The following is an 18,745-nucleotide window of genomic DNA, read 5'->3' on the forward strand; positions in this document are numbered from 1 at the left end:
CCCCTGATGCCCCCCGATGACTGCGGGATGATTAGCCGCGCCCGGGATGTTTCACGGGCGTGACTGTTGATGCGGCAACCAAAGTCGACGTGGTCGTGATCGGCGCGGGTCAGGCCGGCCTCTCCGCCGCCTACCACCTGCGCCGGCGCGGCTTCGCGCCGTACCGCGACTTCGTGGTGCTGGACGCCGACCGCGCGCCGGGCGGTGCCTGGGCGCACCGCTCGCCCTCACTGCGGATGGCCACGGTGCACGGTTTTCACGACCTGCCGGACTTCGAGCTGCCGCCGCCCGACCCGGACGCGCCCGCCCGCGAGGTGGTGCCCGGGTACTTCGCCGCGTACGAGGCCCGGCACGCGCTGCCGGTGGTGCGCCCGGCCAGAGTGAGCGCGGTGCGTGAGGCCGGTGGGCGGCTGCTGGTGGAGTCCTCCGCCGGCGACTGGTCGGCCCGTGCCCTGATCAACGCCACCGGGACCTGGACCCGCCCGTTCCTCCCCCACTACCCCGGCCGGTTCGCCGGCCGGCAGCTGCACTACGCCGACTACCGGGGACCGGCGGGCTTCGCCGGGCAGCGCGTCGTGGTGGTGGGCGGCGGCGCCTCGGCGATCCAGGTGCTCTCGGAGCTGGCCGAGGTCGCCGAGACGGTCTGGGTGACCCGGCACGAGCCGGTCTTCCGGAACGGGCCGTTCAGTCCGGAGGCGGGGCGCGCGGCGGTGGCCCTGGTCGAGCAGCGGGTGCGCGAGGGCCTGCCGGTGCGCAGCGTGGTGAGCGTGACCGGGCTCGGCCCCTCGGTGGCGCTGCGCCGGGCCGAACAGCTCGGCGCGCTGCACCGGCGCCCGATGTTCGACCGGCTGACCGAGCACGGCGTCGCCTGGGGCGACACCGAGCTGGCGGTGGACGCGATCGTCTGGGCGACCGGCTTCCGGTCCGAGGTCGGCCACCTGGCACCGCTCGGGCTGCGCGAGCCGGGCGGCGGGATCCGGCTGGACGGCACCCGGGCGGCCGCCGACCCACGGGTGCACCTGGTGGGGTACGGGCCCTCGGCGAGCACCATCGGCGCGAACCGGGCGGGACGGGCGGCGGTGAACGGGATCGTCAAGCTGATCGGCGCTCCTGAGCAAGCGCTCACTCAGGCAGAGCAAGCGCTCGCTCAGGCAGAGCAAGCGCTCGGCCAGCGCGAACAAGCGCTTGCTCAGGCGTCGTAGTCCACCGTCACCCGGTCCGAGACCGGGCGGGCCTGACAGGTCAGCACATAACCCGCCGCCAGCTCCTTCTCCTCCAGCGCGAAGTTGCGCCGCATCTCCACCTCGCCCTCGGTCACCAGCGCCCGGCAGGTGCCGCAGACCCCGCCCTTGCAGGCGAACGGCAGGTCCGGGCGGGAGTGCTGGGCGCCGTCCAGCACACTGCGCTCGCGCGGCAGTCGCAGCGTGCTGCGCCGCCCGTCGAGCACCACGGTGACCTCGGCGAAGCCCTCCTCGTCGGGCTCCTGCTCCGCCGGGCGGTCCGCGATCGGCTCGTCCTCGGCGTGGAACAGCTCCTGGTGCACCCGCTCCGGCGCCACCCCGAGCGAGCCGAGCAGCGCCCGCGCCTCGGCCACCATGCCGAACGGCCCGCAGAGCCACCAGTGACCCACCGCCGGGACGTCCACCAGGGCGGTGAGCAGCGCGCGCACCCGCTCGGTGTCCAGCCGGCCGCTGAGCAGCTCGGCGTCCCTGGCCTCCCGGGAGAGCACGTGCAGCAGCTCGAACCGGTCGAGGTAGCGGTCCTTCAGGTCGGCCAGCTCGTCGGCGAACATCACCGTGTCGCTGCGCCGGTTGCCGTAGAGCAGGGTCACGGTCGACTCGGGGTGGGCGGCCAGCACGGTGGCCGCGATCGAGAGCATCGGGGTGATCCCGGAGCCGGCCGCGAGCAGTACGTGCCGGGCCGGGACGCTCAGGTCGGCGGTGAACGCGCCCCCGGGCGGCAGCACCTCGACGGTGTCCCCGACGGCGGCGCGGCGGACCAGCTGCCCGGAGAAGAGCCCGCCCGGCACCTCGCGCACCGCGATCCGCAGCGGCCCGCCGACCGGCGAGCAGATCGAGTAGGAGCGCCGCTCGTCGGCCCCGTCCGCGAGCTGACGCAGCGTCAGGCTCTGGCCGGCCTTGAACTCGAAGTCGGCGACCAGTGGGGCCGGGACCTCGAAGGTGACGGCCACGGCGTCGTCGCAGAGCCGGTCCAGGGCGGCGATCCGCAGGGGGTGGAACTGCGCGCGGCGGGTCGCCATCAGATCTCCTTCATGCGTTCGAACGGCTCCCGGCAGGCCCGGCAGCGCCAGAGCGCCTTGCAGGCGGTGGAGCCGAACCGGGACAGCTCCTCGGTGTCGCCGGAGCCGCACTGCGGGCAGTGCACGGCCAGCCGGGTGCGGCCGAGCCGGAGCAGCCCGGCCGGGCCGGGCGGGGCGATGCCGGCGGCGGCCAGCTTGGCGCGGCCCGCCGGGGTGATCAGGTCGGTGCTCCACGGCGGGTCCAACCGCAGCCGGACCTCGACCTCGGTGAAGCCGGCCCGCTCCAGCCGGTGCCGCACGTCGGCGGCCATCTCGGCGACGGCCGGACAGCCGGAGTAGGTCGGGGTGAGCCAGACCGTGACGGTCGGCCCGTCCTGCTCGACCTCGGCCAGCACGCCGAGCTCGGCGAGCGTGAGCATCGGCAGCTCGGGGTCGGGGACGGCGCCGGCGAGCTCGGCGGCGTGCCGGGCGGCCAGGGTGGTCACCATGTCGGCCTCCGGTGCGCACGGGCCGGCCGCGCGGGCCCGGCCGGGGTGGTCACCATGTCGCCCCCGGGTGTTCGCGGGCCACGCACTGCAGTTCGGCGAGCAGCCGGCCGAGCGCCTCGGTGTGCACGCCCTCGCGCCCGGCCCGGCCGCCGACCCGGGCCAGCGCCCGGCCGGCGGGGACGGTCAGGGTGGCCCGCTCGATCGCCTCGGTCAGCGAGGCCAGCACGGCGGGGCGCAGCTGGGCCGGGTCCAGGCCGAGGCGCAGCTCCACCTCGTGCGCGGTGAACAGCTCGTCGAGCAGCGGCCAGACGGCGTCCAGGCCGGCCTGCATCCGCTGCGCCGAGTACGGCGTGCCGTCGCCCAGGCGCAGCAGCCAGGCGGTGGCGTACTCCTGGTGGTAGGCGAGTTCCTTGACGCCGCGGGCGGCCACCGAGCGCACCACGGCGTCCGGGGCCCGGTCGGCGAGCAGCTCGTAGAGCGCCCGGCGGGCGGTGGCGAAGAGCAGCAGCCGGGCGATCGAGTAGGCGAAGTCGCCGTTCTCGGTCTCGACCAGGCGGACGTTGTGGAACTCGTGCTCGGCCCGCCAGTAGGCGAAGTCGTCCTCGGTGCGGCCGCTGCCGTCGGCCTGGCCGGCCCGGGTGAGCAGCAGCCGGGCCTGGCCGAGCAGGTCGAGGCCGAGGTTGGCCAGCGCCACCTCCTCCTCCAGCTCGGGCGCCCGGGTGCACCACTCGATCAGGCGCTGGGCCAGGATCAGGGCGTCGTCGCCGAGCAGTTGGCAGTAGAGCGAGAGGTCGGCCCCGTCGACGCCGGGTGCGAGCGCGGTGTCGACGCCGAGCAGCGGGTCGGCGAAGCCGGTGCCGTAGGCCCAGCGGGCCTCGGCCTCGTGGTCACCCTCGGCGAGGGTGAGGTAGACGTGATCGTCCGTCATCGGTGGCTGCCCAATCAGCTCGAGGGCCCGGTCAGATGTGCGGGACATCCTCGGGAATGTCGTAGAAGGTGGGGTGGCGGTAGACCTTGTCGCCGCTGGGCTCGAAGAACGGGTCGCGCTCGTCGGGGGCGGCGGCGGTGATCGCGGTGGACGGGACCACCCAGAGGCTGACGCCCTCGTTGCGCCGGGTGTACAGGTCCCGGGCGGCGAGCAGCGCCATCCGGTCGTCGGGGGCGTGCAGCGAGCCGACGTGCACGTGGTTGAGGCCGCGCCGGGGGCGGACGAAGACCTCGTAGAGCGGCCAGGACTGGTCAGGCATTGCGTTCGTTCTCCTTCTGCGCGTACGCCACCGCGGCCTCGCGGACCCAGGCGCCCTCCTCGTGGGCGGTCCGGCGGACCTCGATCCGCTGGGTGTTGCAGGGTCCGTCGCCCTTGATCACCCGCATCAGCTCGGACCAGTCGGGCTCGCCGAAGTCCCAGCTGCCGCGCTCCTCGTTCCAGCTGAGCTCCGGGTCGGGCAGGGTGACGCCGAGGTGTTCGGCCTGCGGGACCGTCATGTCGACAAATCGCCGCCGCAGCTCGTCATTGGTGTGCCGCTTGATCCGCCAGGCCATCGACTGGGCGGTGTTCGGCGAGTCGCCGTCCGGCGGGCCGAACATCATCAGCGACGGCCACCACCAGCGGTCCACCGCGTCCTGCACCATCGCCCGCTGCGCCTCGGTGCCGCGCATCAGGGTCATCAGCAGCTCGTAGCCCTGCCGCTGGTGGAAGGACTCCTCCTTGCAGACCCGCACCATGGCCCGGGCGTACGGACCGTAGCTGCAGCGGCAGAGCGGGACCTGGTTGCAGATCGCCGCGCCGTCCACCAGCCAGCCGATCACGCCGACGTCGGCGAAGTTCAGGGTGGGGTAGTTGAAGATCGAGGAGTACTTCTGCCGGCCGCTGATCAGCTTCTCGGTCAGCTCCGCCCGGTCCACCCCGAGGGTCTCGGCCGCGGCGTAGAGGTAGAGCCCGTGGCCGGCCTCGTCCTGGGCCTTGGCCAGCAGGATCGCCTTGCGGCGCAGCGAGGGGGCCCGGGTGAGCCAGTTGCCCTCGGGCTGCATGCCGATGATCTCGGAGTGCGCGTGCTGGGCGATCTGGCGGATCAGGGTGGCCCGGTAGGCCTCCGGCATCCAGTCCCGCGGCTCGATCCGCTGCTCGGCGGCGATCACCGCCTCGAAGCGCTCGGCGAGTTCGGCGCTCTGCGCCGGATCCGAAGGCTCCGCCGTCTGCACTGGCACCATCACCACTCCTCCCGACTGACCGTTCGGTCGGTTCCATTGTGTAGCCAGTGACCTACTGATGACAAGAACCGAAAAGGAGCGGGCCCGAAGGACCCGCTCCTTTTCGGTGACCTACCGCGGCGATCTGCTACTGGCCACGACCGCGCAGCGGTTCGGGCGCCGCCCCAGGACGGCTGCGCAACCGCGGCAGCGGCACCGCGAGCAGCCCGGCCAGCAGGGCGATCCGCGGCGCCAGCTGGTCCAGCTTGATCCGCTCGTCCCTGGCGTGCGCCCCCGCGCCGAGCGCGCCGAGGCCGTCCAGGGTCGGCAGGCCGCGGGCTCCGGCCAGGTTGGTGTCCCCGGCCCCGCCGGCCGGCGCGCCGTCCAGCTGCAGCCCGAGCGCGGCGGCCAGCGAGCGGACGTGCCGCAGCAGCAGGTTGTTGCCGGACCGCTCGACCCAGGCCGGCCGGCTGGACAGCACCTCGGTGCGGACCAGCGCTCCCGGGCGCAGCGCGGTCAGGTGGGCCAGCGTGTCCAACGTGCTGGCCTGCGCCTCCGGCGTCGAGAAGCGCAGCCCGAGCTCGGCCTCCGCCTGCCCGGCCACCACGTTCGCCCGGGTCCCGCCACGGATCCGGCCGGTGTTGAGCTCGGTGCCCGGCTGGTGGCCCAGCTGGTCCCGGACCGCGACCAGCTGGTCCACCAGCTCGTCCACGGCCGAGGTGCCGTCCTCGGGGTGACTGCCGGCGTGCGCCTCATGGCCGGTCACCATCAGCCGCACCCGGGTGGAGCCGCGGCGGGCGGTCTTCAGGCGGCCGTCCTCGTGCGGCGGTTCCAGGCCCAGGACGGCGGCGGCGCCGGGGAGCTGGCGCTCCACCACGCGGCGGCCGTCCGGGCTGCCGACCTCCTCGTCCGCGGTCACCACCACCCGCACCGTGCGGTGCGGTCGCAACCCCAGGTCGGCGAGGAGGGCGAAGGCGCCTTCGAGAAGGGCCAGACCGGCCTTCATGTCGAGCACGCCAGGGCCGCTGAGCACACCGTCGTGCTCGGTCACCGGCCAGTCGGCCAGGGTCCCGGCCGGCCAGACGGTGTCGTGGTGGCCGACGAAGAGCAGGTGCGGAAGGCTCTCGTCCTGTCCTGGCCACTGCAGCAGGAGGTGGTCGCCGGCCGCGCCCGCCACCCGACGGGCCTCGGCGCCGGTCGCCCGGTACCCGGCCATCAGCTCCTCGGCCAGCCGGTTGAGCCGCTCGGCGTCGCCGCTCGGGGACTCGATCTCGGCCAGCTCGGTACAGCGGCGGCGGACCGCGCCGGAGAGCGTCCGGGCCCGGGCCGTGAGGGTGCTCGGCAGGCCGGGCAGCGCCTCGACGCCCGGGGTGGCACCTGGGGCGGGGTCGGCGGTGGTGGGCTGGGCGCCCTGCTGGGCGTTCTGCTGGGCGTTCTGCGGGGTGCTCTGCTGGGCGCCGGAGCCGGTCGCGGCGGGCGCCGACGGGGTGGCGTGCGGACTCATCGGGCACCTCCGCGGAGGCGATCCGTACTCAGCGCACCGCGGGCCGACGGACGCCCGCCGGCGATCGAGGTGGCCGGACAGTGCAGCAGGCGCCGGGAGCGGACCGCTGGTGGCCGAAGGGTGTGTGGTGCGATGGAACGGCTGGTCGACATGCGTCCTCCTCGCTCGGTCCGGAGGCCCCGACACGACCGGGACCCCCGAGGGGCAGCGGCCTCCGGGCGGCGGCGTGGGTGTCACCGTGGCAGGGGAAGCCGAAGTGAGCCTAGAAGAACGCTTCGGTCCCCGGCGAGTGGCCCTGGTTGCCGCCAGGTGCGGTGCCGGGTCGGGCCGGGGTCGTGCGCGGGGCCGCCAAGGTGTGCTGGCGGGGCCTCGGGGCGCGGCTGATGGCGCGTCGCGGCGCTCGACCCGGACCGGCCGGTGCGGGCGCGGTCACCGGATCGAGCCCACTCCTCCACGATGGACCCGCGCGGTCCCGTCGGCCCGACGAACGGCCCAGGGCGCACCGATCCACGCCGGATGGGTGACGGGCGGGTCGGCCGCTGAGACCAGCACGGCGACTCACAGGACGTCAGCTCGCCGCCCTCGGCCGACGGGTGACGGCGGGGATGATGGGTGACACAGCCACAGCTACGAGGAGCAACCGGATGACCGTGATCGTGCGTGACAACCCGTCGGCGGACCAGTTCGAGGCCGAGATCGACGGCGAGCCCGCCGGCTTCGCGACCTACCTGCGCAGCGAGGACCTGGTGGTCTACCCGCACACCGTGGTGGAGTCGCGGTTCGAGGGCCGGGGGGTCGGCAGTGCGCTGGCCCGGGCCGCGCTGGACGACGCCCGCAAGCGCGGGCTCGCGGTGCTGGCGACCTGCCAGTTCATCCACGGCTGGATGGAGCGCCACCCCGAGTACCAGGACCTGGCCTACCAGAACCGGAGCCGGGTCAGCGACTGAGCGCCGACCGCGGCGGGCGCCCGGGGCGATCCCGTGCGGCGGCGGCCGCGGTACGGGTGAGCCGTACCGCGGCCGCCGCGGTGGGTGCGGGCCGGGCGGGTGGTCAGCCGACCTTGACCAGCTGCCAGCGCTGGTTGGCGCCGCCGTTGGCCGGCCACTGGATCGCGTGGGCGCCGGTGTTCAGCGACCCGCCCTCGATGTCCAGCAGGTCACCGTCCGAGCGGGCCTCCAGCGTGTAGCGCCCGCCGCCGGCCGGAACCACCAGCCACTGCTGGTTGGCGCCGCCGTTGGCCGTCCAGAGCTGGAGCTGGGTGCCCGGGACCGCCGTGGCGTTGGGGACGTCCAGCGCCTTGCCACTGGCCACGCCGGTGATCGTGTAGTAGCCGGTACCGGTGGCGGCCAGCCGCCACTGCTGGTTGCTGCCGCTGTTGGACGTCCATTGGATGACCGGGGTGCCGTCGATGGTGCCCTGGTTGGCGGCGTCCAGCACCTGGCCGCTGTTGGCGTTGACCAGCTGGTAGCTGCCGTCCAGCGGGGTGGCCGGACCGGGGGTGATGGTCAGGTTGCTGAACTGGGCCGGGTAGTAGCCGCCGGTGCCGAGGGCGATCTGGCCGGCGGCGTAGCTGCTGTCGCTGACGGTGGCCAGGGTGGTGCCGTCCAGCTTGGCGGTGATGCTGCCGCCCTGGAAGGTCAGCGCCAGGTGGTGCCAGCTGTTCAGGCCGGGCGCCGGGACGGTGCCGGAGGCCAGCGTGGTGAACGACCAGGTGGTGTCGCTCTTCAGGATGGTCCAGGCGCCGTTGTCGCCGACCCGCAGGTTGTAGGCGTTCAGGCCGTTGTTGTTGCGCCCCTGGGTGCCGACCCGGCCGAGCAGCTCGGCGGTGCCGGACTTCTCCAGGAGTGCGTCCACGCCCACCGTGTAGTCGCTCCAGCTCAGGTCGCCCATGGTGGCGTAGGGCTGGTCGGCCGGCTCGTTGGTCCACCGGATCGGGGTGGTCGGAGCCTGCTGGCGCAGGCACCGGCCCGCACGGCCGCCGGCGCACGGCACGGTCTCGAAGGCGCCGTTCATCGCGCTGAAGTAGCGGGCCTCCTGGCCGGTCGCGGTGCCGGCCAGGCTGTCGCTGTACGGCAGCGCGAGCAGGCCGCGCTGCGGGGCGGCTGCGGCGCCGGCGCCCTGGCCGGTGGTGCTGGTCACGGTGTAGATGTGGCCCGGCTGCAGGGTGAGCTGGTAGCTCCCGCCGGTGGCGGTGAGGTCCGAGCCGGGGACCAGGTGCGCGCTGGCGGCGTTGCTCGAGAAGTCGGTGGACCAGACGTGCAGGGTGCCGCCGGGCAGGTTCGCCGTCCTGAGGGTCACCGTCTGGGCGGCGGTGGCGTCCATGGTCTCGAAGACGGTGCTCCAGGCGGAGCGGTCGGGGGCGGCGTAGCTGACGTAGCTTCCGTTGGCGCGGTTGCCGGCCAGGTAGCCGGAGGCGGTGTCCAGGTACTTCCAGCCGGGGGCGGTGAACTGGGTGGTCTGGGCGGTGGCCCAGGTACTGCGGCCGACCGTGTAGGCGCCGGACCAGGGCTGGTTCGCGGTCACCAGGCCCATCGTGTTGAAGCCGAGGTTGGGGTAGAGGGCGGCGACCACCGGCCAGTTGATGAAGGCGGTCATCTTGCCGTCGAGGTAGCCGCGGTTGATCGCGCGGGCCATCGGGGCTGCGCCGGTGTCGGCGTCCTCGGAGCCGTTCTCGCTGGCCCACAGCTGTTTGCCGGTGGCGACGGCGTCGGCGGTGCTGGAGCATTTGGTCATCGCGGACATGTAGCCGCACGGGTAGTGGGTGCCGACGATGTCGACGGCGTTGTTCAGTGCGCTGTCGGAGCGCATGGCGGTGGCGATCGACCAGTTGTCGTCGGCGCCGACCACCTTGGTGCCGGTGTAGCCCTTGGCGGCCAGGGTGGCGTGCAGGTTCTCGTACCAGGCGGCGTTGTAGCCGCGCTCGTTCCAGCCGCCGAGGTAGTCGATGGCCAGGCCGTGCTGCTGGGCGCAGCCGAGCCAGGACATCAGGTAGTCGACCATGTCCTGGGACCAGAAGTTGCCGTTGCCGACCCAACCGGGGGCGCCCCAGGAGAGCGCGTACAGCTTGATCGCGGGGTTGCGGGCCTTGGCCTGCTCGGCCAGCCAGAACTCGTAGCCGGCGTTGCAGTCGACGGTGCCGCGGGTGTGCTCGATGGAGGACTCGGCGCCGTCGGTGGAGTTGGTGTCGCCGCCGATCTCCACCTTGAGGATCTGCAGGGCGGCGCCGTAGCCGGGCTTGAACAGGTAGTCCAGGATCTGGCTGCGCTGGGGCTCGGGATAGTCGAGCAGCAGGCGGGAGTTGCCACCACCGCCGCTGATCGCGCCGACGCCGTCGAAGGTGCGGCCGGGGGAGGTGCCGTCGACGGTGAGGTTGGTGGTGGCAGCGGTAGCGGCGGCGGAAGTGGCTGCGGTGGGGCTCGCCGTGGCGGGGGTGGGGATGCCGAGCAGAGCCAGGCAGAGGGCGAGCGGAGCGAGGAGAGCACGAAGGGTGGTGGCACGAGGAGTGGTGCGCATCGGGTGCGTCCTCCCGTGGGGGGTGGGTGGGGTGAGTGGGTGGGTGGTTGGTTGTGCGCGATTTCGATCAGAAAGCCAACGGAATTAAGCAGAAGCAAACGTAGGGAGGGTGTGAGGGCACGTCAAGGGGGCGCGCATGAAGTGGAGTTGACGCGAGCCGGGTGGCACGCGGCGCGAGTGGCGAGTCGCGGCGTGCATGACGCGAGTCGAGTGACGCGCGGACAGATGACGGATGACAGATATTGAAATCTGTCATCCGTCATGCCATAGTTGTCATCGCAAGGGTTTCGACCGTCCCGGCCAAGCCCCACCCGACCACTCCCCCAACCCCCGGAGCCTCGAATGAGCGCCATCGCCACCCGCCAACTCGGCCGCACCGGCCCGATCACCTCCGCTCTCGGCCTCGGCGCCATGGGCATGTCCGACCTCTACGGGCCGGCCGACGAGGCCGAGAGCATCGCCACCATCCACGCCGCCCTCGACGCCGGCCTCACCCTGATCGACACCGGCGACTTCTACGGCATGGGCCACAACGAGCTGCTGATCCACGACGCACTGCGCGGCCGTGACCGCGAGTCGGTCCAGATCAGCGTCAAGTTCGGTGCCCAGCGCGGCCCGGACGGCGCCTGGGTCGGCTACGACGCCAGCCCCGCCGCCACCAAGACCGCCCTCGCCTACACGCTGCGCCGCCTGCGCACCGAGTACGTCGACATCTACCGCCCGGCCCGGCTGGACCCGAACGTTCCGATCGAGGAGACCGTCGGCGCCATCGCCGAGCTGGTGAAGGCCGGCTACGTGCGCCACATCGGCCTCTCCGAGGTCAGCGCCGCCACGCTGCGCCGGGCCGCCGCCGTGCACCCGATCAGCGACCTGCAGATCGAGTACTCCTTGATCTCCCGCAGCCTGGAGGCCGAGGTCCTGCCCACCGCCCGCGAACTGGGCATCGGCATCACCGCCTACGGCGTCCTCTCCCGCGGCCTGCTCAGCGGCCACTGGGCGCCGGACCGCGAGCTGCACGGCGGCGACTTCCGCGGCGCCAGCCCGCGCTTCCAGGGCGACAACCTGACCCACAACCTCTCCCTGGTGGAGCAGCTGCGCCGGATCGCCGAGGCGAAGGGCGCCAGCGTCGCGCAGGTCGCGATCGCCTGGGTGGCCGCGCGCGGCGAGGACATCGTGCCGCTGGTCGGCGCCCGCCGCCGCGAGCGGCTCGCCGAGGCGCTCGGCGCCCTGGACATCCGGCTGGACGCGGCCGACCTGGCGGCCATCGAGGCGGCCGTCCCGGCTGGTGCCGCCGCCGGCGACAGGTACGCTGCCGCACAGATGGCCCACCTGGACAGCGAGCACTGATCGGGACCGAGGGCGCTGCTCCCAGCCGGGGGCGGCGCGCTGCTCGCGAACCCGAGTGAGCCCGAGCAAGCCGAGCAACCCCCAGTAAGGACGTAGCCACCCCGTGACCACCGATAGCACTCTCACCCCCGAGCAGATCCTGAGCGCGGCGGAGGACGTCCTGCGGCGGTTCGGCCCGACCAAGGCCACCGTGGTGGACATCGCCCGCACCCTCGGCGTCAGCCACGGCAGCGTGTACCGCCACTTCCCCAGCAAGGCGGCGCTGCGCGAGGCCGTCACCCAGCGCTGGCTCGACCAGGCGCACGACGCCCTGCAGGCGATCACGGCGGAGACCGGCCCGGCCGGCGAGCGGCTGCACCGCTGGCTGACCACCCTCTTCGCGGCCAAGCGGAAGAAGGCGCTGGACGACCCCGAGCTGTTCGCCACCTACCTCACCCTGGTCGGCGAGCACAGCGGCACCGTCGCGGCCCACCTGGAGACGCTCACCGGGCAGATCGCGCACATCATCCAGGACGGCATCTGGCAGGGCGAGTTCAGTGCGGTGCCGGTGCAGAGCACGGCCCGTTCGGTCTTCCTGGCCACCGCGCACTTCCACGACCCGGTGCACGCGGCCGAGTGGGCCGACGTGCGCCGCTCCGACGCGGACTTCGAAGCGCTCTGGGCGCTGCTCAAGGCCGGTCTGACCGGTACCTGGGGCAAGCCGGCCGCCGGGGGCCGGAAGCCGGGGCGAACCCCCGCGAAGTGATCCACCGTCAGCCGGTGGTCGAGACCTGTCGAATCGTCAACACCACGACTGATCAGCCTAATTGAGAGTTTTGGGCTGGCAAAGGATCCGTCCGCCTCCTTGCCGCCCGATGTCAACGGCAACTAACGTCGGCCCCGCATCAGCCCGCCACCACCGGGACTGCTGCGGGGCTGCTGTGTGTCATGCCCTTGACACTCCTCCGTGCCATGCTGCCGCCCCTCCCCCGCGCTCCCCCTCACGCGGCCGCGGTCAACCGCCCGCGCTTCTGCACAGCGCGTCTCTCGCACCACCCCCGCACCACCCGTACCCCCTACGCCAGTTGGCGTCCGCCTGCGGTCTGCACCCGCAGACGGCGCCCCGGTCCGCGGCCACGAGCCGTCGGTCCGTCCGCACGTGCCGAGATCCGCCAGCACCGGGCGCGCCCCACCCGCCGGCCGTACCCCAGGCCGGCCGGACGCGCCCCGACCCCCACGGAGGGTTCTCTCTTGCGCACACACTCCTCAGCCGGTCCACGCCCGCGCAAGCTGCGCGCGCTGACCGCCCTGCTGCCCGCCGCGGGCCTCGCCGTCCTGGGCCTGCTCGCGCCGACCGCCCACGCCGCGGGTACCAGCACCGGCACCGGCACCGGCACCGGCATCACGACGGCGAGCGTCGGCGCCGACGCCGGCAGCAGCCAGGTCGCCGTGAAGCGGGCCTGCGCCGCCCCGACCCACCCCGGTCAGATGGCCTGTCTCGCGCTGGCCCGCACCGACCTGGTCCAGCCGCACACCCTGTCCCCCAACGCCACCCCGTCCGGCTTCGGCCCCAGCGACCTGGCGTCCGCCTACGCGCTGCCCGCCTCGGCCGGCTCCGGTCAGACGGTGGCGATCGTGGACGCGATGGACGACCCGAACGCCGAGTCCGACCTGGCCGCCTACCGCTCCCAGTACGGGCTGCCGGCCTGCACCACGGCGAACGGCTGCTTCAAGAAGATCGACCAGAACGGCGGCACCAACTACCCCACCGCCGACAGCGGTTGGGCGGGCGAGATCTCGCTCGACGTCGACATGGTCAGCGCGGTCTGCCCGAACTGCCACATCCTGCTGGTCGAGGCGACCTCGGCGAGCATGGGCGACCTGGGCACCGCGGTCAACCAGGCCGTCGCCCAGGGCGCCAAGTTCGTCTCCAACAGCTACGGCGGCTCCGAGGACTCCACCGACACCACCTCGGACAGCCAGTACTTCAACCACCCGGGCGTGGCGATCACCGTCTCCTCCGGTGACTCCGCCTACGGCGCGGAGTACCCGGCCGCCTCGAAGTACGTGACCTCGGTCGGCGGCACCGCGCTCAAGCGCGACTCCAGCGCCCGTGGTTGGAGCGAGTCGGTCTGGCACACCAACTCCACCGAGGGCACCGGCTCCGGCTGCTCGGCCTACGACGCCAAGCCGACCTGGCAGACCGACAGCGGCTGCGCCAAGCGCACCATCGCGGACGTCTCGGCGGTCGCCGACCCCGCCACCGGCGTCGCGGTCTACCAGACCTACGGCGGCTCCGGCTGGGCGGTCTACGGCGGCACCAGCGCCTCCTCGCCGATCATCGCCTCGGTCTACGCCCTGGCCGGCGCCCCCGGCGCCTCCGACTACCCCGCCAAGTACCCGTACTCCCACACCAGTTCACTGAACGATGTGACCACGGGCAACAACGGCAGCTGCTCCCCGTCCTACCTCTGCACCGCCGCCCCCGGCTACGACGGCCCGACCGGCCTCGGCACCCCCAACGGCACCGCCGCCTTCGCCTCGGGCACCAGTACCGGCAACACCGTCACGGTGACCAACCCGGGCAGCCAGTCCACCACCGTCGGCGGCTCGGTCAGCCTGCAGATCCACGCCACCGACACGGCCTCCGGCACGGCCCTGAACTACTCGGCCACCGGTCTGCCCACCGGCCTGTCGATCAACTCCTCGACCGGCCTGATCAGCGGCACCGCGAGCACCGCGGGCAGCTACACGGTGACGGTCACCGCCACCGACTCCACCGGCGCCGCCGGCTCCACCACCTTCTCCTGGACCGTCGGTTCGGGCGGCGGCAACTGCAGCGCAGCCATCCAGCTGCTCGGCAACCCCGGCTTCGAGACCGGCTCCGCAGCGCCGTGGACCGCCTCCTCCGGCGTGGTCGACAACAGCTCCTCCGAGGCCGCGCACAGCGGTAGTTGGAAGGCCTGGCTGGACGGCTACGGCAGCAGCCACACCGACACCCTCTCCCAGACGGTGACCATCCCGGCCGGCTGCAAGGCCTCGCTCAGCTTCTGGCTGCACGTCGACACCGCCGAGACCGGCAGCACCGCCTACGACAAGCTGACCGTGGCTGCCAACAGCACCACCCTGGCCACCTACAGCAACGTCAACGCGGCCACCGGCTACGTGCAGAAGTCCTTCGACCTCTCCTCCTACGCCGGCAAGAGCGTGACCCTCAAGTTCACCGGTGTGGAGGACTCCTCCCTCCAGACCAGCTTCGTGATCGACGACACCGCGCTCAGCATCTCCTGACCGCAGCACTCAGCGGACGCGAAGGGCCGTGGCGTACCAACGCCACGGCCCTTCGGGCTGAAGTGGCCCGGAGTGCTCCGGAGCGGTCCGGAGCACTCCGGGCGGTCCGGAGCGGTTCAGCGGCGCGAGTTGCCGAAGAACAGCCGGTACAGGATGAGCAGCACCAGCGCCCCCGCGATCGCCGAGCCCCAGGTCGCGAGGTCGAAGAAGTGCTTGTTGACCGGGCGGTGCAGGAAGTGCGTCGAGAGCCAGCCTCCGACGAAGGATCCCGCGATGCCGATCAGCGTCGTGACGATCAGACCGCCCGGGTCACGCCCGGGCAGCAGCAGCTTGGCGATGCCCCCGGCCAACAGGCCGAGCACGATCCAACTGACGATGCCCATGTTCTCTGGTCCCCTGCCCTGATGTGATGTTCTGCTGTTCGAGACGCACGTCGCCCCGGCTCGGTTGCGACTGCCCCCGGACAGACCCCTGGGCCTGCTCATACCCTGGTGGAAAACTCTCATCCGCCCGTGTCACCGTGGGGTCCGCCAAGAGACGGAGGAGCCCATGGTCAGCGCGGACAGCACCGGGAAGGTGCTGGTGGTGGACGACGACGACACGATCCGCCGCTCGCTGGAGCGCGGTCTGCGGCTGAGCGGCTTCACGGTGCGTTCGGCCGACGGCGGCCGGGCCGCCCTGGAGCTGGTGGCCGCCGAGCCGCCGGACGTCCTGGTGCTCGACGTCTCGATGCCCGACCTGTCCGGCACCGAGGTCTGCCGCCGGCTGCGGGAGCAGGGCTGCGACCTCCCGGTGCTGATGCTCTCCGCCCTGGACGAGCTGGCCGACCGGGTCGCCGGCCTGCAAGCGGGCGCCGACGACTACCTGGTCAAGCCGTTCGCGCTGGAGGAGCTGGTGCTGCGGCTGCGCGCCCTGCTGCGCCGCCGGCCACCGGTCGCCGGCGACGACATCGCCGGCGACGACACGCTGCGGGTCGGCCCGCTGGAGATCGCCCCCGCCACCCGCGAAGTGCGCCGGGACGGCCAGCCGGTGCACCTGACCCGCCGCGAGTTCGAGCTGCTGGAGCACCTGGCCCGCAACGCCGGCCTGGTGCTGACCCGGGACCAGCTGCTGGACCGGGTCTGGGGCTACGACTTCGACGTGCGCACCGACGCGGTCGACACCTTCATCAGCTACCTGCGCCGCAAGCTGGAGGAGGGCGGCCGACCGCGCCTGATCCACACCGTCCGCGGGGTCGGGTTCGTGCTGCGGACGCCCGGGGCCGCCGGAACCCCGGAGTCCGCCCGATGAGGCTCGCCACCCGGATCGCGCTCTGGGTCGCCCTGGTGGTCCCACTGCTGGTGTTCGCGGCCGGCGCGCTGCTGCTCGGCCTGGTCAACCACGACCTGCGCGCCGAACAGGACACCAAGCTGCGCGAGCGCGCGCAGCTCGTCCTGCCGAACGCCCGCGCGCTGCTCAACGCCGACCACCAGGGGCGGGCGGCGGCCGAGCAGAACCAGCACCGCAAGGTGCTGGACGCCGCGCTCGACGTCGGCGTCCGGGTGGACGACGCCAACGGCACCGAGGTCACGGCCGGCGGCCCGCTGCCCACCGCGCTGCCGGCGGCCGGCGGCGCGCTCACCCCCGTCACGGTCCGCTCCGACGGCCGCAGCTGGCGGGTGCTGGCCCGTCCGGTGAGCGGCGCCAACCCCGGGACGGTCTGGGTCGCCGCCCCGTCCTCCGCCGCGAACCCGCAGGTCGACGCGGTGCGCCGGCGGATCATCCTGGTCGCAGCGCTCACCGCGCCGCTCGCCGGGCTGCTCGTCTTCGGCCTGGCCCGGCGCGCCACCGCGCCGCTCAGCCGACTCGGCCGACGGGCCGCCGCGCTCGACCCCAGGGCCGGCGCCGCCGACTTCGGCCACCAGCGCAGCGGGATCGGCGAGGTGGACGAGTTGGCCGCCGCCTTGGAGAGCGCGCTGGCCCGCTACGACGAGCAGGCCGACCGAACGGCGCAGGCGCTGGAGACTGCGCGCTCCTTCTCGGCGGCCGCCTCGCACGAGCTGCGCACCCCGCTGATGGGCCTGCAGACCAACCTGGACGTCCTCAGCGCCCATCCCGACCTGCCCGCCACCGAACGCGCCGAGATCCTCACCGACCTGCGGGCCGACCACCGCCGGCTGCTCGACCTGCTCACCGCACTGCGCACCCTGGCCCGCGGCGACCTGGTGGAGGAAGAGGCCTTCGGCCCGCTCGACCTGGCCGAACCGGTCTCCGCCGCGGTGGCCGAACTGCGGCGGCGACGACCGGAGTCGGCCGTCGGCGTGGAGCTGGCCGTCGGCGTGGAGCTGGCCGGCGGCGTGGAGCCGACCGGCGAGCTGCGCGTCTTCGGCTGGGAGGCGGGCCTGCGGATCGCCTGCGACAACCTGCTGCTGAACGCCGCCGTGCACGGCAGGGCGCCGATCGTGGTCACGCTGCGCCGCGAGGGCGGGCAGGCGGTGCTGACCGTGGACGACGACGGCCCCGGCATCCCCGTCGCCGAGCGGGCCGCCGTCTTCGACCGCTTCCACCGCCGCCGGGACAGCCCCGGTACGGGCCTCGGCCTGACCCTGGTCGCCCAACAGGTGGCGCTGCACCGCGGCACGGTCACCGTCGGGACGCCACCTAGCGGGCGCGGGTGCCGCTTCGAGATCCGGCTGCCGCTGGTCGCCCCGGACGCGCCGACCCTGCCGCTGCCGGCCCGCCGGGACTGGATCGGCGGCGCACAACAGCCGTAGGCGCTACTGCCTTAGGCGCTACGGCGGCAGATGCCACGACGGCAGGTGCCCCAGCCGCAGGTGCCACGGCGGCTCACAAGGAATCCACAAAGAGAAGCCCTACCGTCCTGCCCAGTCGGGCGGGGTCGCCGCCCGGGTACCAGCAGAGACTGGAGGACCTCGTCATGCTCTCCTACCGCAAGGCCGGCGCCGCCCTGGGCGCCCTCGCACTGGGCGGCACGCTGCTCGCAGCCGCCGCGCCCGCCCAGGCCGCCGGCGGCACGCCGTCCCCGAAGACCCTGCCTTCGCCCACCAGCGACGGTGCGAAGGGCATCTGCAAGCGCCTGTCGAAGACCGAACAGCGCGTCCAGGCCTCGCTGAACCGGCTCAACGGGCCGGTCACCGAGGCTGGTTCGATCGCCCGCCTGGAGCAGCGGGTGGACGAGGCCAAGAAGGCCGGGCACACCGAGGTGTACACCTACCTCAACGACCGGCTGACCTTCCGCAAGAGCCTGGTGCCGACCCTGACCACCCGTCAGAACGACCTCAAGGCGGTGGACACCTGGTGCACCTCGCAGGGCCTGGGCGGCGCCCAGTGAAGCATGCGCTCGGACTCGCCGCGGCGGTGCTGGTGGCCTCGGTGACCCTGACGGGCTGCGGCGGCTCGGGCTCCGGCGCGGCCGGTGGCTCCCCGCAGCAGCCCGCCCCGGCCGCAGCCGCCTCCGCCGGAGCCGGCTCGTCCACCGGCGACCCTCAGCTCGGCGACATGCAGCAGAAGATCGACGCCGCCGAGAGCGCGGCCGCCGCGGCCGAGTCGGACGCGTCGCAGAACAACTGACCCGCACAGCAACTGACCCGCACCGACACCGTCACCAACACCAACACCGCCGGCGGCAGCGCCCGGGTGCTCACAAAGTGATCGAACCGCCGAAGTCCCGGCCCTGGACCAGCTTCGTCACCTGGGCGTTGTCGCGGACGGTGTTGCTGACGGTGCTGGTCTGATCGATCTTCACCACGAACACCTGCGTGCCCACCCAGTCGGCCAACTCGGCGGCCAGCTCCGGGTCCTGCTCACGACGGTCGATCAGCGTGGTGATCAACTCGCGGACCTGCTGCTGGTCGGCCGGGTCCACCGGCTCCTCGGACACGGTCGTCAGCTCGGCGCCCGGCTCGCCCCGCCTGAAGGTGCGACGGGCCACGGCCTGCAGAGCCTCCCACGCCTGGCGGCCGACGGCGGTACCGGCCGCGCCGGCGGCGGCGGTGATCGCTTCGGTGATGGTGCTGGCTGCGTCGATGTCCACAGAAGGCCCCCACGTCCTCGTGCACGGTGCCGCATGAACGCGACACGTCCCCACGATAACCGTCGAGGTCCGAGCCAGGGGTCGATTCGCCCGACAAGAAACCCGCCCCGGCGCCGCCCAGAACCCGCCCGCCACGGCCC

At 73.2% G+C, this 18,745-nt stretch carries 18 protein-coding genes; 9 read left to right on the forward strand and 9 right to left on the reverse strand.

The annotated features are described in order from the left end of the window. Window positions 1-59: 59 nt before the first annotated feature. On the forward strand, window positions 60-1,202 hold the full coding sequence (locus tag BR98_RS07150; RefSeq protein WP_083976080.1) for an FAD-dependent oxidoreductase: 1,143 nt from the start codon (window positions 60-62) through the stop codon (window positions 1,200-1,202). On the opposite strand, the gene paaE is transcribed toward BR98_RS07150, so the two are convergent. From paaE to BR98_RS07180, 6 genes are all read right to left on the reverse strand, one after another. Then, entirely contained in the window at window positions 1,190-2,260 is a 1,071-nt protein-coding gene (gene paaE / locus BR98_RS07155) for a 1,2-phenylacetyl-CoA epoxidase subunit PaaE (RefSeq protein WP_035841223.1), read from the reverse strand. The two genes, BR98_RS07150 and paaE, sit on opposite strands and share 13 nt — an antisense overlap. Then, window positions 2,260-2,748, reverse strand: a complete 489-nt coding sequence (gene paaD / locus BR98_RS07160; protein ID WP_035841225.1) for a 1,2-phenylacetyl-CoA epoxidase subunit PaaD — start codon at window positions 2,746-2,748, stop codon at window positions 2,260-2,262. The genes paaE and paaD overlap by 1 nt, the downstream gene beginning before the upstream one ends. A gap of 49 nt (window positions 2,749-2,797) precedes the next feature. After that, complete coding sequence (gene paaC / locus BR98_RS07165) at window positions 2,798-3,676, reverse strand: 1,2-phenylacetyl-CoA epoxidase subunit PaaC (RefSeq protein ID WP_035841227.1); 879 nt, start codon at window positions 3,674-3,676, stop codon at window positions 2,798-2,800. A 31-nt stretch (window positions 3,677-3,707) separates the two neighbouring features. Further along, window positions 3,708-3,995 (reverse strand): 1,2-phenylacetyl-CoA epoxidase subunit PaaB, encoded by a 288-nt coding sequence (gene paaB, locus BR98_RS07170; protein ID WP_035841229.1) that lies wholly within the window; start codon window positions 3,993-3,995, stop codon window positions 3,708-3,710. Next, window positions 3,988-4,959 (reverse strand): 1,2-phenylacetyl-CoA epoxidase subunit PaaA, encoded by a 972-nt coding sequence (gene paaA / locus BR98_RS07175; RefSeq protein ID WP_035841232.1) that lies wholly within the window; start codon window positions 4,957-4,959, stop codon window positions 3,988-3,990. Before paaA ends, paaB begins: the two co-directional genes overlap by 8 nt. Before the next feature lie 127 nt (window positions 4,960-5,086). After that, complete coding sequence (locus BR98_RS07180; RefSeq protein ID WP_083976082.1) at window positions 5,087-6,442, reverse strand: M20 family metallopeptidase; 1,356 nt, start codon at window positions 6,440-6,442, stop codon at window positions 5,087-5,089. 644 nt (window positions 6,443-7,086) lie between these two features. On the opposite strand from BR98_RS07180, the gene BR98_RS07185 reads away from it, so the two are divergent. Then, window positions 7,087-7,389, forward strand: coding sequence for a GNAT family N-acetyltransferase (locus tag BR98_RS07185; RefSeq protein WP_035841233.1), 303 nt, complete (start codon window positions 7,087-7,089; stop codon window positions 7,387-7,389). A 103-nt stretch (window positions 7,390-7,492) separates the two neighbouring features. Here BR98_RS07185 and BR98_RS41935 read toward each other — a convergent pair whose 3' ends face one another. Beyond that, entirely contained in the window at window positions 7,493-9,955 is a 2,463-nt protein-coding gene (locus BR98_RS41935; protein WP_083976083.1) for an RICIN domain-containing protein, read from the reverse strand. Between the two features lie 342 nt (window positions 9,956-10,297). Between BR98_RS41935 and BR98_RS07195 the strand changes: the two genes are divergently transcribed. The 3 genes from BR98_RS07195 (at window position 10,298) to BR98_RS07205 (ending at window position 14,572) form a co-directional block, all read left to right on the forward strand. Then, window positions 10,298-11,302, forward strand: a complete 1,005-nt coding sequence (locus tag BR98_RS07195; RefSeq protein WP_035841235.1) for an aldo/keto reductase — start codon at window positions 10,298-10,300, stop codon at window positions 11,300-11,302. A 103-nt stretch (window positions 11,303-11,405) separates the two neighbouring features. Further along, the gene (locus BR98_RS07200) at window positions 11,406-12,047 is read left to right on the forward strand and encodes a TetR family transcriptional regulator (RefSeq protein WP_051969393.1); all 642 of its coding nucleotides are present in this window, start codon (window positions 11,406-11,408) and stop codon (window positions 12,045-12,047) included. Between the two features lie 722 nt (window positions 12,048-12,769). Further along, window positions 12,770-14,572 (forward strand): putative Ig domain-containing protein, encoded by a 1,803-nt coding sequence (locus BR98_RS07205; RefSeq protein ID WP_456152112.1) that lies wholly within the window; start codon window positions 12,770-12,772, stop codon window positions 14,570-14,572. Window positions 14,573-14,688: 116 nt separating this feature from the next. Here the strand turns inward: BR98_RS07205 and BR98_RS07210 are convergent, their stop codons facing one another. Continuing rightward, window positions 14,689-14,955, reverse strand: coding sequence for a GlsB/YeaQ/YmgE family stress response membrane protein (locus BR98_RS07210; RefSeq protein WP_035841237.1), 267 nt, complete (start codon window positions 14,953-14,955; stop codon window positions 14,689-14,691). A 166-nt stretch (window positions 14,956-15,121) separates the two neighbouring features. Here BR98_RS07210 and BR98_RS07215 point away from each other — a divergent pair, with 166 nt between their 5' ends. From BR98_RS07215 to BR98_RS07230, 4 genes are all read left to right on the forward strand, one after another. Further along, on the forward strand, window positions 15,122-15,862 hold the full coding sequence (locus BR98_RS07215) for a response regulator transcription factor (RefSeq protein ID WP_035841239.1): 741 nt from the start codon (window positions 15,122-15,124) through the stop codon (window positions 15,860-15,862). After that, window positions 15,859-17,325, forward strand: a complete 1,467-nt coding sequence (locus BR98_RS07220; RefSeq protein ID WP_035841240.1) for an ATP-binding protein — start codon at window positions 15,859-15,861, stop codon at window positions 17,323-17,325. Before BR98_RS07215 ends, BR98_RS07220 begins: the two co-directional genes overlap by 4 nt. A gap of 164 nt (window positions 17,326-17,489) precedes the next feature. Continuing rightward, window positions 17,490-17,903, forward strand: a complete 414-nt coding sequence (locus BR98_RS07225) for a hypothetical protein (RefSeq protein ID WP_035841241.1) — start codon at window positions 17,490-17,492, stop codon at window positions 17,901-17,903. Next, window positions 17,900-18,142 (forward strand): hypothetical protein, encoded by a 243-nt coding sequence (locus BR98_RS07230; protein WP_035841242.1) that lies wholly within the window; start codon window positions 17,900-17,902, stop codon window positions 18,140-18,142. The genes BR98_RS07225 and BR98_RS07230 overlap by 4 nt, the downstream gene beginning before the upstream one ends. A 70-nt stretch (window positions 18,143-18,212) precedes the next feature. On the opposite strand, the gene BR98_RS07235 is transcribed toward BR98_RS07230, so the two are convergent. Further along, entirely contained in the window at window positions 18,213-18,605 is a 393-nt protein-coding gene (locus BR98_RS07235) for a hypothetical protein (protein WP_035841243.1), read from the reverse strand. Between the last annotated feature and the right edge of the window lie 140 nt (window positions 18,606-18,745).

Origin of the sequence: Kitasatospora azatica KCTC 9699 (genome assembly GCF_000744785.1) — a bacterium.
Taxonomy (GTDB): Bacteria; Actinomycetota; Actinomycetes; order Streptomycetales; family Streptomycetaceae; genus Kitasatospora; species Kitasatospora azatica.

Excerpts from the sequence above, each read along its gene's own strand:
- BR98_RS07185 (WP_035841233.1), top strand. The coding sequence starts at position 7,087 with ATGACCGTGATCGTGCGTGACAACCCGTCGGCGGACCAGTTCGAGGCC.
- BR98_RS07205 (WP_456152112.1), top strand. The coding sequence starts at position 12,770 with ATGGCCTGTCTCGCGCTGGCCCGCACCGACCTGGTCCAGCCGCACACC.
- paaC (WP_035841227.1), bottom strand. The coding sequence starts at position 3,676 with ATGACGGACGATCACGTCTACCTCACCCTCGCCGAGGGTGACCACGAG.
- paaD (WP_035841225.1), bottom strand. The coding sequence starts at position 2,748 with ATGGTGACCACCCTGGCCGCCCGGCACGCCGCCGAGCTCGCCGGCGCC.
- BR98_RS07195 (WP_035841235.1), top strand. The coding sequence starts at position 10,298 with ATGAGCGCCATCGCCACCCGCCAACTCGGCCGCACCGGCCCGATCACC.
- BR98_RS07210 (WP_035841237.1), bottom strand. The coding sequence starts at position 14,955 with ATGGGCATCGTCAGTTGGATCGTGCTCGGCCTGTTGGCCGGGGGCATC.
- paaB (WP_035841229.1), bottom strand. The coding sequence starts at position 3,995 with ATGCCTGACCAGTCCTGGCCGCTCTACGAGGTCTTCGTCCGCCCCCGG.
- paaE (WP_035841223.1), bottom strand. The coding sequence starts at position 2,260 with ATGGCGACCCGCCGCGCGCAGTTCCACCCCCTGCGGATCGCCGCCCTG.
- BR98_RS07215 (WP_035841239.1), top strand. The coding sequence starts at position 15,122 with ATGGTCAGCGCGGACAGCACCGGGAAGGTGCTGGTGGTGGACGACGAC.
- BR98_RS07225 (WP_035841241.1), top strand. The coding sequence starts at position 17,490 with ATGCTCTCCTACCGCAAGGCCGGCGCCGCCCTGGGCGCCCTCGCACTG.
- BR98_RS07180 (WP_083976082.1), bottom strand. The coding sequence starts at position 6,442 with ATGAGTCCGCACGCCACCCCGTCGGCGCCCGCCGCGACCGGCTCCGGC.
- BR98_RS41935 (WP_083976083.1), bottom strand. The coding sequence starts at position 9,955 with ATGCGCACCACTCCTCGTGCCACCACCCTTCGTGCTCTCCTCGCTCCG.
- BR98_RS07220 (WP_035841240.1), top strand. The coding sequence starts at position 15,859 with ATGAGGCTCGCCACCCGGATCGCGCTCTGGGTCGCCCTGGTGGTCCCA.
- paaA (WP_035841232.1), bottom strand. The coding sequence starts at position 4,959 with ATGGTGCCAGTGCAGACGGCGGAGCCTTCGGATCCGGCGCAGAGCGCC.